General features: G+C 73.4%; 10 protein-coding genes. 9 read left to right on the top strand and 1 reads right to left on the bottom strand.

The genetic code is table 11. The features are described from left to right. Positions 1-22: 22 nt before the first annotated feature. The 8 genes from B082_RS0108365 (at position 23) to B082_RS0108330 (ending at position 8,610) form a co-directional block, all read left to right on the top strand. On the top strand, positions 23-1,132 hold the full coding sequence (locus tag B082_RS0108365; protein ID WP_018551361.1) for a quinone-dependent dihydroorotate dehydrogenase: 1,110 nt from the start codon (positions 23-25) through the stop codon (positions 1,130-1,132). After that, on the top strand, positions 1,129-1,968 hold the full coding sequence (gene pyrF, locus B082_RS0108360; RefSeq protein ID WP_018551360.1) for an orotidine-5'-phosphate decarboxylase: 840 nt from the start codon (positions 1,129-1,131) through the stop codon (positions 1,966-1,968). Before B082_RS0108365 ends, pyrF begins: the two co-directional genes overlap by 4 nt. A gap of 245 nt (positions 1,969-2,213) precedes the next feature. After that, positions 2,214-2,537, top strand: coding sequence for an integration host factor (locus tag B082_RS0108355; protein ID WP_018524251.1), 324 nt, complete (start codon positions 2,214-2,216; stop codon positions 2,535-2,537). 38 nt (positions 2,538-2,575) lie between these two features. After that, positions 2,576-3,193 (top strand): guanylate kinase, encoded by a 618-nt coding sequence (gmk, locus tag B082_RS0108350; protein ID WP_026249555.1) that lies wholly within the window; start codon positions 2,576-2,578, stop codon positions 3,191-3,193. 82 nt (positions 3,194-3,275) lie between these two features. Next, positions 3,276-3,548: a DNA-directed RNA polymerase subunit omega gene (gene rpoZ, locus B082_RS0108345; protein ID WP_003970369.1), complete on the top strand. Its 273-nt coding sequence runs from the start codon at positions 3,276-3,278 to the stop codon at positions 3,546-3,548. A 149-nt stretch (positions 3,549-3,697) separates the two neighbouring features. Then, entirely contained in the window at positions 3,698-4,900 is a 1,203-nt protein-coding gene (gene coaBC, locus B082_RS0108340) for a bifunctional phosphopantothenoylcysteine decarboxylase/phosphopantothenate--cysteine ligase CoaBC (RefSeq protein WP_018551358.1), read from the top strand. A 241-nt stretch (positions 4,901-5,141) separates the two neighbouring features. After that, positions 5,142-6,350: a methionine adenosyltransferase gene (gene metK / locus B082_RS0108335; protein WP_018551357.1), complete on the top strand. Its 1,209-nt coding sequence runs from the start codon at positions 5,142-5,144 to the stop codon at positions 6,348-6,350. A 121-nt stretch (positions 6,351-6,471) separates the two neighbouring features. Next, on the top strand, positions 6,472-8,610 hold the full coding sequence (locus B082_RS0108330; protein WP_018551356.1) for a primosomal protein N': 2,139 nt from the start codon (positions 6,472-6,474) through the stop codon (positions 8,608-8,610). Between the two features lie 299 nt (positions 8,611-8,909). Here the strand turns inward: B082_RS0108330 and B082_RS0108325 are convergent, their stop codons facing one another. Beyond that, positions 8,910-9,437 (bottom strand): hypothetical protein, encoded by a 528-nt coding sequence (locus tag B082_RS0108325; RefSeq protein ID WP_018551355.1) that lies wholly within the window; start codon positions 9,435-9,437, stop codon positions 8,910-8,912. A gap of 243 nt (positions 9,438-9,680) precedes the next feature. On the opposite strand from B082_RS0108325, the gene fmt reads away from it, so the two are divergent. Next, a complete protein-coding gene (gene fmt, locus B082_RS0108320; protein WP_018551354.1) occupies positions 9,681-10,613 on the top strand; it encodes a methionyl-tRNA formyltransferase in 933 nt (310 codons plus the stop codon). Positions 10,614-10,656 lie beyond the last annotated feature (43 nt).

Raw genomic sequence — 10,656 nt, 5'->3', positions numbered from 1 at the left:
CCCTCTTCATGAGGACACCGTGATGTACAAGTTCTTCTTCCGTCTCGTCTTCAAGCGGATGGACCCGGAGCAGGCCCACCACCTGGCCTTCCGCTGGATCCGCCTCGCCGCTCGCGTCCCCGTGCTGCGCACCTTCGTGGCCGCCGCCCTCGCCCCCCGCCACCGGGAGCTGCGCACCGAGGCCTTCGGCCTGCGGATGCACGGCCCCTTCGGCCTCGCCGCCGGCTTCGACAAGAACGCGGTGGCGATCGACGGCATGGCGATGCTCGGGTTCGACCACGTCGAGATCGGTACCGTGACGGGCGAGGCACAGCCCGGCAACCCGAAGCAGCGGCTGTTCCGCCTGGTGGCGGACCGCGCGCTCATCAACCGCATGGGCTTCAACAACGAGGGCTCCGCGGCCGTGGCCGAGCGCCTCGCCGCCCGTACCCCGGTCTTCCGCACCACCGTCGGCGTCAACATCGGCAAGACCAAGGCCGTCGCCGAGGCCGACGCCGCCGCCGACTACGTGAAGTCCACCGAGCGGCTCGCCGCCCACGCCGACTACCTCGTCGTCAACGTCTCCTCGCCCAACACCCCCGGCCTGCGCAACCTCCAGGCCACCGAGTCGCTGCGCCCCCTGCTGACCGCCGTGCGCGAGGCGGCCGACCGCACCGTCACCGGCCGCCGGGTCCCGCTGCTCGTCAAGATCGCCCCGGACCTCGCCGACGAGGACGTCGACGCCGTCGCCGACCTCGCCGTCGAACTGGGCCTGGACGGCATCATCGCCACCAACACCACCATCGCCCGCGAGGGACTGGGCCTGCGGTCCCCGGCCGCCCTAGTGAAGGAGACCGGCGGCCTGTCCGGCGCGCCCCTCAAGGAACGCTCCCTGGAGGTCCTGAGCCGCCTGTACGGGCGCGTGGGGGACCGGATCACCCTGGTGGGCGTCGGAGGCGTCGAGAACGCCGAGGACGCCTGGCAGCGCATCCTCGCCGGCGCCACCCTCGTCCAGGGCTACAGCGCCTTCATCTACGAGGGCCCGTTCTACGCCCGCGCCATCCACAAGGGCCTGGCCGCGCGCCTGGCCGCCTCCCCGTACGCCACCCTCGCCGACGCCGTCGGCGCGGAAACCCGGAAGGCAGCGAAATGACCCCGGAACCCTTCGGCGCCAGGCTGCGCCATGCCATGGACACCCGTGGCCCGCTCTGCGTCGGCATCGACCCGCACGCCTCCCTGCTCACCTCCTGGGGACTGAACGACGACGTCGCGGGGCTGGAGCGCTTCACCCGGACCGTCGTCGAGGCGCTGGCCGGCCGGGTCGCCGTGCTCAAGCCGCAGTCCGCGTTCTTCGAGCGCTTCGGCTCGCGGGGCATCGCCGTCCTGGAGAAGGCCGTCGAGGAAGCCAGGGCGGCCGGAGCGCTGGTCCTGATGGACGCCAAGCGCGGCGACATCGGCTCCACCATGGGCGCCTACGCCGCGACCTACCTCGACAAGGACTCGCCGCTCTTCTCGGACGCGGTCACCGTCTCGCCGTACCTCGGCTTCGGCTCGCTGCGCCCGGCGCTGGACGCGGCGGCGGTCTCCGGCGCGGGTGTCTTCGTACTCGCCCTGACCTCCAACCCGGAGGGTGCCGAGGTGCAGCGCGCCACGGCGGCCGACGGCCGGCCGCTGGCCCAGCTGATGCTCGACCACATGACCGCCGAGAACGCGGGCGCCGCCCCGCTCGGCTCGGTCGGCGCGGTGGTCGGGGCCACGCTCGGCGACGCGGGCGTCGATCTCGCGATCAACGGTCCGCTGCTCGCCCCCGGCATCGGCGCCCAGGGGGCGACGCCGGCGGATCTGCCGGGCGTCTTCGGTGACGCCGTGCGCAATGTGGTGCCCAGCGTCAGCCGGGGCGTGCTGAGCCACGGCCCGGACGTATCCGGGCTGCGCGAAGCCGCCGGACGGTTCGCGGACGAGGTCCGCGCGGCCGTCTCGGACCGCTGACCCTGCCACGTAACTGCGTGTTGACGGAATTCTGACCAGAAAACTCAGGTGTTATGACGGAAATGTCCCGGTCGGCTGAGGCTGACCAGGACTTTTCGTCCGTTCTCGCTGACTCCGGCGGCCTTGGCCGCTAGTCTCCGTCGAGAGCCGACGAGCACGGGTTGTTCGCGGCTCAGCAGGTGAGGGGCGATTCAGCGGCCTCACCGGTCCGTATCCGACAGATCGACATCCGAGGTGACGTAGGCGTGGCTCTTCCGCCCCTTACCCCTGAACAGCGCGCAGCCGCGCTCGAAAAGGCCGCCGCGGCTCGCCGGGAGCGGGCCGAGGTCAAGAATCGACTCAAGCACTCCGGCGCCTCCCTCCATGAGGTCATCAAGTCGGGCCAGGAGAACGACGTCATCGGCAAGATGAAGGTCTCCGCCCTGCTGGAGTCCCTGCCCGGTGTGGGCAAGGTCCGTGCAAAGCAGATCATGGAGCGGCTCGGCATCTCCGAGAGCCGCCGCGTCCGGGGTCTTGGCTCCAACCAGATCGCATCCCTGGAGCGCGAGTTCGGCGGCAGCGCCGCCTGACGTTCTCAGGCACCCCTGAGAACCTGGATAATCGCTCCATGGCTGCAACATCCCGGGGGACGTCCCCCGTACCCCCGGACGTACGTCCGCGGCTGACCGTGCTCTCCGGCCCCTCGGGGGTCGGCAAGAGCACGGTCGTCGCGCATATGCGCAAGGTCCACCCCGAGGTGTGGCTCTCGGTGTCGGCGACGACCCGCAAGCCCCGCCCCGGCGAACGCAACGGCGTCCACTACTTCTTCGTGGACGACGAGGAGTTCGACAAGCTCATCGCCAACGGCGAGCTGCTGGAGTGGGCCGAATTCGCCGGCAACCGCTACGGCACCCCGCGCCGCGCCGTGCAGGAGCGGCTGGAGGCGGGTGAGCCGGTGCTCCTGGAGATCGACCTCCAGGGCGCCCGGCTGGTCCGCCAGTCCATGGCCGACGCCCGGCTGGTCTTCCTCGCGCCGCCGAGCTGGGAGGAGCTGGTGCGCCGGCTCACCGGCCGGGGGACCGAGGCGCCCGAGGTCATCGAACGCAGGCTCGGGGCCGCCAAGGTCGAGCTGGCCGCCGAATCCGAGTTCGATACGACGCTCGTCAACACCTCCGTCGAGGATGTGGCGCGTGAGCTGCTAGCCTTGATGCTGGAGGCTTCCGGCCACCGTGCCGGCGGCGAGTGATCCACCGACACGGGGGCACCGGCAAACGAGCCCCTGACTGTCAAAGATTTCTTTGATCTTCATCCCCTTCGGAAGGCAGAGCGTGTCCTCTTCCATCACCACGCCCGAGGGCATCATCAACCCGCCGATTGATGAGCTCCTCGAAGCAACCGACTCGAAGTACAGCCTCGTGATCTACGCCGCCAAGCGCGCGCGCCAGATCAACGCGTACTACTCGCAGCTCGGTGAGGGCCTCCTCGAGTACGTCGGTCCGCTCGTCGACACCCACGTGCACGAGAAGCCGCTCTCGATCGCGCTCCGCGAGATCAACGCGGGCCTGCTCACGTCCGAGGCCATCGAGGGCCCCGCGCAGTAAGCGGCGAAACGCAACCTCACCTCGGGCCCGGCGGGCAATCCGCCGGGCCCGAGGCGTGTCCGGGGCGACGGACCGGCGCCCGCGCCCGTGAGGCAGCATGGGGGTGTACGTATGCCGGGTACGTACGCAGCCGAGTGCGGGGAGACGCAGTGGACAAGCCGAAGGTCGTTCTGGGGGTCAGCGGCGGCATCGCCGCGTACAAGGCGTGCGAACTGCTGCGCCGGCTGACCGAGTCCGGCCACGACGTACGGGTCGTCCCCACCGGGTCCGCCCTGCACTTCGTCGGCGCCGCCACCTGGTCCGCGCTCTCCGGCCACCCGGTCTCCACCGAGGTCTGGAACGACGTCCACGAGGTACCCCACGTACGGATCGGACAGCACGCCGACCTCGTCGTGGTCGCCCCCGCCACCGCCGACATGCTGGCCAGGGCCGCGCACGGGCTCGCCGACGACCTCCTCACCAACACCCTGCTCACCGCCCGCTGTCCGGTCGTCCTCGCCCCCGCCATGCACACCGAGATGTGGGAGCACCCCGCCACCCAGGAGAACGTGGCCACCCTGCGCCGCCGGGGCGCCGTCGTCATCGAGCCCGCCGTCGGCCGCCTCACCGGCGCCGACACCGGCAAGGGACGGCTGCCCGACCCGGGCGAGATCTTCGAGGTCTGCCGCCGGGTGCTGGCCCGCGGCGCGGCGGCACCCGACCTGGCGGGCCGGCACGTGGTGATCAGCGCCGGCGGCACCAGGGAACCGCTCGACCCCGTCCGCTACCTCGGCAACCGCTCATCCGGCAAGCAGGGCTACGCGCTGGCCCGCACCGCCGTCGCCCGCGGCGCCCGGGTCACGCTCGTCGAGGCCAACACCGGACTGCCCGACCCGTCCGGCGCCGACGTCGTGCACACCGGTACGGCCGTGCAGCTGCGCGAGGCCGTGCTCAAGGCCGCGGCGGAGGCCGACGTCGTGGTCATGGCCGCCGCGGTCGCCGACTTCCGGCCCGCCCAGTACGTGACCGGGAAGATCAAGAAGAAGGACGGCCAGGAGCCCGCCCCCATCGCGCTCGTCCGCAACCCCGACATCCTCGCCGAGGTGGCCGCCGAGCGCGCCACGCCCGGACAGATCGTCGTCGGGTTCGCCGCCGAGACCGACGACGTCCTGGCCAACGGCCGCGAGAAGCTCCGCCGCAAGGGCTGCGACCTGCTGGTGGTCAACGAGGTGGGGGAGCGCAAGACCTTCGGCTCCGAGGAGAACGAAGCGGTGGTGCTCGGCGCGGACGGAACCGAGACGCCGGTGCCGCACGGACCCAAGGAAGCGCTCGCCGACACGGTGTGGGACCTCGTGTCGGCCCGGCTCGTATGAATTCCCTGTGACACGCCGGTGACGCCACAACCCTTGGGGCGCCCGGCCGGACCCCGTCGGCAGCGGTCTCCCCGGGGGCTCCGGGCACCAGTGGGCCAGGTCACATATCTCCCAAAGGGCGAGACACGTTGTCCGCGGGACGGAGCCGACCGATAAACTGCCCCTGGACCGTACCGGGCGCAGCTCCCGGACCCGTCCGCCCAATGATCAGCCAGCAGCCGCTGCAACCCCAGGGAGCGATGTGTCCCGCCGTCTCTTCACCTCGGAGTCCGTAACCGAGGGTCACCCCGACAAGATCGCTGACCAGATCAGCGACACCATTCTCGATGCCCTCCTGCGCGAGGACCCGTCCTCCCGCGTCGCCGTCGAGACCCTGATCACGACCGGTCTGGTGCACGTTGCGGGTGAGGTCACGACCAAGGCCTACGCCGACATTCCGACGCTGGTCCGCAACAAGGTCCTGGAGATCGGCTACGACTCCTCGAAGAAGGGCTTCGACGGCGCCTCCTGCGGCGTCTCGGTGTCCATCGGCGCGCAGTCCCCGGACATCGCGCAGGGCGTCGACACCGCGTACGAGAAGCGGGTCGAGGGCGACGAGGACGAGCTGGACAAGCAGGGCGCGGGCGACCAGGGCCTGATGTTCGGTTACGCCTGCGACGAGACGCCCGAACTGATGCCGCTCCCGGTCAACCTGGCGCACCGGCTCTCGCGCCGGCTGTCCGAGGTCCGCAAGAACGGGACCATCCCGTACCTGCGTCCCGACGGCAAGACGCAGGTCACCATCGAGTACGACGGTGACAAGGCCGTCCGGCTCGACACGGTCGTCGTCTCCTCGCAGCACGCCAGCGACATCGACCTCGACTCGCTGCTCGCGCCCGACATCCGCGAGTTCGTCGTCGAGCACGTCCTGTCGCAGCTGATCGAGGACGGCATCAAGCTGGACACCGAGGGCTACCGCCTGCTGGTGAACCCGACCGGGCGCTTCGAGATCGGCGGCCCGATGGGCGACGCCGGCCTCACCGGCCGCAAGATCATCATCGACACCTACGGCGGCATGGCCCGCCACGGCGGTGGCGCCTTCTCGGGCAAGGACCCGTCGAAGGTGGACCGCAGCGCCGCCTACGCGATGCGCTGGGTGGCCAAGAACGTCGTCGCCGCCGGGCTCGCCGCCCGCTGCGAGGTCCAGGTCGCCTACGCGATCGGCAAGGCCGAGCCGGTCGGCCTGTTCGTGGAGACCTTCGGCACCGCCGCGATCGAGACCGAGAAGATCGAGCACGCCATCGGCGAGGTCTTCGACCTCCGCCCGGCCGCGATCATCCGCGACCTCGACCTGCTCCGCCCGATCTACGCGCAGACCGCCGCGTACGGCCACTTCGGCCGCGAGCTGCCCGACTTCACGTGGGAGCGCACCGACCGGGTCGAGGCGCTGCGCGCCGCCGCGGGCCTGTAGGGGCGCCCGAGACCGTCTTCCGCCGGAGCCCGGACGCCGTCACGGCGTCCGGGCTCCGGCCTGTCGCGGGCCCGGTCGGGGGCGGCCGCCGCTGTCAGAGGTGTCTGGTAGGACTGTGGCTGTGAGCAGCGACGACGAGCGATCCGACGAGCCCGGGGCCGGGGCGCCGGAGCAGCTTGCGCTGATCCGGGAGACCGTGCGCCGCGCCAAGGTGCCGCGCGCCAAGCCGCGCACCTGGCGCGGTGCGGCGCTCGCCGAGGAGCTGCCCGTCGCCCGCGTCCTCGTCAACAAGGGCGCGCTCCACCTCGACCAGTACTTCGACTACGCGGTCCCCGCGGAGCTGGACGCCGACGCCCGGCCGGGCGTCCGGGTCCGGGTCCGGTTCGGGGCCGGAGGGCGCAATGTGCGGGGCGGCCGGCGCGAGGGCGGCGGACTGATCGACGGCTTCCTGATCGAGCGGCTGGCCGAGTCCGACTACAACGGCGCGCTGGCCGCGCTCGCCTCCGTCGTCTCCCCCGAACCGGTGCTCGGACCGGATCTGCTCGCCCTGGCCCGCGCCGTCGCCGACCGGTACGCGGGCAGCCTCGCCGACGTCCTGCAGCTCGCCGTCCCCCCGAGGAACGCCCAGGCCGAGGCCAAGCAGTCCCCCGCCCCGCTGCCTCCCCCCGCGCCCCCCGCCCCCGGCACCTGGGAGCGGTACGAGCAGGGGCCCGCGTTCCTCACCGCGCTGGCCACCGGCGGCGCCCCCCGGGCCGTGTGGACCGCGCTGCCGGGTCCGCACTGGCCCGCGGAGATCGCGGCGGCCGTCGCCGCGACCCTCGCCTCCGGGCGCGGCGCCCTCGTCGTCGTCCCCGACGGGCGGACCGCCGGACGGGTCGACGCCGCCCTCACCGCCCTGCTCGGCGAGGGCCGGCACGCACTGCTCACGGCCGGCTCCGGGCCCCAGAAGCGCTACCGGGAATGGCTGGCCGTGCGGCGCGGGTCCGTCCGCGCGGTGGTGGGGACCCGGGCCGCGATGTTCGCCCCCGTCGCCGGCCTCGGCCTCGTCGTCGTCTGGGACGACGGGGACTCCAGCCACAGCGACGACCGCGCCCCCTTCCCCCATGTGCGGGAGGTCCTGGAGCTGCGGGCCACGCACGGCCGGTGCGCCTTCCTGCTCGGCGCCACCAGCTGCACCGTGGAGGCCGCGCAACTGGTCGAGAGCGGCTGGGCCCTCCCACTGCGCGCCGACCGCTCACAGCTGCGGACGGCGGCGCCCATGATCCGTACCGTGGGCGACGGCGAGCTGGCGAGGGACGGTGCGGCTCGGGCCGCCCGGCTGCCCAGCCTCGCCTGGCAGACCGTCCGGGACGGGCTGCGCACCGGACCGGTGCTGGTGCAGGTGCCCCGCCGCGGCTACGCCCCCCGGCTGGCCTGCGAGCGCTGCCGGGAACCCGCCCGGTGCCTGCACTGCGCCGGGCCGCTGGAGGCGCCCGACCAGCAGGACCTGAACTGCGCCTGGTGCGGCCGGGCCGAGACCTCCTGGCACTGCGTCGCCTGCGGCTCCCGCCGGCTGCGCGCGCAGATCGTCGGCGCCCGCCGGACGGCGGAGGAGCTGGGCCGCGCGTTTCCCGCCGTGCCGGTGCGGACGTCCGGCCGCGATCACATCCTGGACTCGGTGCCGGACCAGCCCGCGCTGGTGGTCAGCACGCCCGGCGCCGAGCCGGTCGCCGACGGCGGGTACGCGGCGGCGCTCCTGCTGGACGGCTGGGCGATGGTCGGCCGCCCCGACCTGCGCGCCGGGGAGGAGGCGCTGCGCCGCTGGACGGCGGCCGCCGCGCTGGTGCGGGGCCGGCCCGAGGGCGGCACGGTGGTGATCGTCGCCGAGCCGACGCTGCGGCCCGTGCAGGCCCTGGTGCGCTGGGACCCGGTGGGTCACGCCCGGCGGGAGCTGGCGGAGCGGGCCGAGCTGGGCTTTCCGCCGGTGTCCCGGATGGCGTCGGTGGCGGGGGAGCCGGAGGCGCTGGCCGGATTCCTGGCCGGGGCGCGGCTGCCGTCGGACGCCGAGGTGCTGGGCCCGGTCCCGGTGCCCGCGGCCGAGCGGGGGCGGCCCCGCAGGCCGTTCGAGGCGCCTCCGGGGGAGACCTGGGAGCGGGCGCTGATCCGGGTGCCGCCGGGGAGCGGGGCGGCGCTGGCGGCCGCGCTGAAGGAGGCGCGGGTGGCACGGGGGCCGCGTGCGGGGGCGGTGCGGATTCGGGTGGACCCGGCGGATATCGGGTGAGGCGGGGGTGGGTGCAGGCCTGTTTCGGCGCGCGCCATGTCCTCCATCGCCGGACGGGCTTGGTTGTGGCGGGCGGGCTTGGTTGTGCGCGGTCCGTCTGTGTGCGGTGCGGGTGTGTCCCGGTGGGCGCCTGGTCCTCGATCGCCGGACGGGCTCGTTGCGGCGGGCGGGCTTGATCGGGGCGGTGGGTGGGCTCGATGTGCCGGGCCCGCTCGGTCGTACCGGGCGCGACGCGCGCGACGCGTGAGTGGGGCCGCCCCGTGGCGTTGGCCTCGGGGCGGCCCCTGACGCATTGGCGGTCAGCCGTTGCGGGGGCCCGGGAAGGCTCCCGGGCGTACGTCCTCGCGCAGTGCGGGCCGCTCCGCCGACGGCTGTGGCGGCATCGAGCGTGCCGCCGGTACGGCGGCGCCCGGGGGCACCGGCGACGGGCGCTGCGCCACGACCTCGGCGCCGGTCTCGCCCGACGCGGGCTGCGGTGCGGCACGCCGTGCGCCGTAGCGGCGGTGGACGGCCTGCTTGGTGACCCCGAGCGCGGAGCCCACCGCGTCCCAGGAGAAGCCCAGCGAACGGTCGAAGTCCACGGCCGCCGTGACCAGGGTCTCGACGCTGTCCCGCAGTTCCTGGGCCAGTCTGACCGTGGGGGCCGGGGCCCTGCCGTAGACGACGAAGCCCGCGGACGGGCCGGAGCGGCGTGGACGGTAGACGTTGCCCAGTTGGGCGGTGAGCGTGCGCAGTGCGTCCACCTGCCGCCGGACCCGCTCGATGTCCCGCACCAGAAGATGCAGGCTGGCCCGCGCTTGGGCGTCGTGGGTTGCGTGGTCGGCCATGAAGAAGCCTCTCGAACCGGCGTTGAAAGGGATCGGGCCGCACCAGGGCGGCTCGCTTCGGTCAATCTCTCTTGACCAACGCGGCACCCGGGGATCTGGTCACGCTCGGGGGGCGTATGAGCACGTGCAAGGGGCGCGCAACTGTGCGTACGCCCCCCGGGTCCGGGCCCCATAGACTTGTGCGTTGCTCGTCACCGTAACGTTTCGGCCTGAGAGTCCGGCCTGAGAGGCAGTCAGCCACCCATGAAGCTCGTCTTCGCAGGCACCCCCGAGGTAGCCGTTCCCGCCCTGGACGCCCTGATCGCCTCCGGCCGCCATGAGGTGGCCGCCGTCGTGACCAGGCCCGACGCGCCCGCGGGGCGTGGCCGGCGGCTGGTGGCCAGCCCGGTCGCCCAGCGCGCCGAGGAGGCCGGGATCGAGGTCCTCAAGCCCGCCCGGCCCCGGGACGAGGACTTCCTCGCGCGGCTGCGGGAGATCGCGCCGGACTGCTGCCCGGTCGTCGCCTACGGCGCGCTGCTGCCCAAGGCGGCGCTCGGCGTGCCGGCCCGCGGCTGGGTCAACCTCCACTTCTCGCTGCTGCCCGCCTGGCGCGGCGCGGCCCCCGTGCAGCACGCGGTGATGGCCGGCGACGAGGTGACCGGGGCCTCCACCTTCCTCATCGAGGAGGGGCTCGACTCCGGACCGGTCTACGGCGTCCTCACCGAGGAGGTCCGCCCGACCGACACCAGCGGCGATCTGCTGACCCGGCTCGCGTTCGCCGGTGCCGGGCTGCTCGCCGCGACCATGGACGGCATCGAGGACGGCACCCTGCACGCCGTGCCGCAGCCCGCCGACGGGGTCACCCTCGCGCCCAAGATCACCGTCGAGGACGCCCAGGTCCAGTGGTCCGCGCCCGCCCTGCGCGTGGACCGCGTCGTCCGTGCCTGCACCCCGGCCCCCGGCGCCTGGACGCTGTTCCGGGGAGAGCGCCTGAAGCTGGTCCAGGCGACCCCGGCCGTGGACCGGTCCGGGCTCGCGCCCGGCGAGCTGTCGGTGGGCAAGAACAACGTGTTCGTCGGCACCGGATCGCACGCCGTCGAGCTGCTCTGGGTCCAGCCGCAGGGCAAGAAGCCCATGCGCGCCGCGGACTGGGCGCGCGGGGTGCGCATCGTCCCGGGCGAACTGCTCGGCAGCTGACGGACGGGCGGGCCGGGGCGGGGACGTAGGCTGGGAGGGTTCG

Origin of the sequence: Streptomyces sp. ATexAB-D23, from assembly GCF_000373645.1 — a bacterium.
Taxonomy (GTDB): Bacteria; Actinomycetota; Actinomycetes; order Streptomycetales; family Streptomycetaceae; genus Streptomyces; species Streptomyces castrisilvae.
The sequence above is the reverse complement of the archived record's forward strand: the minus strand, read 5'-3'. Positions and strand labels throughout refer to the sequence as shown.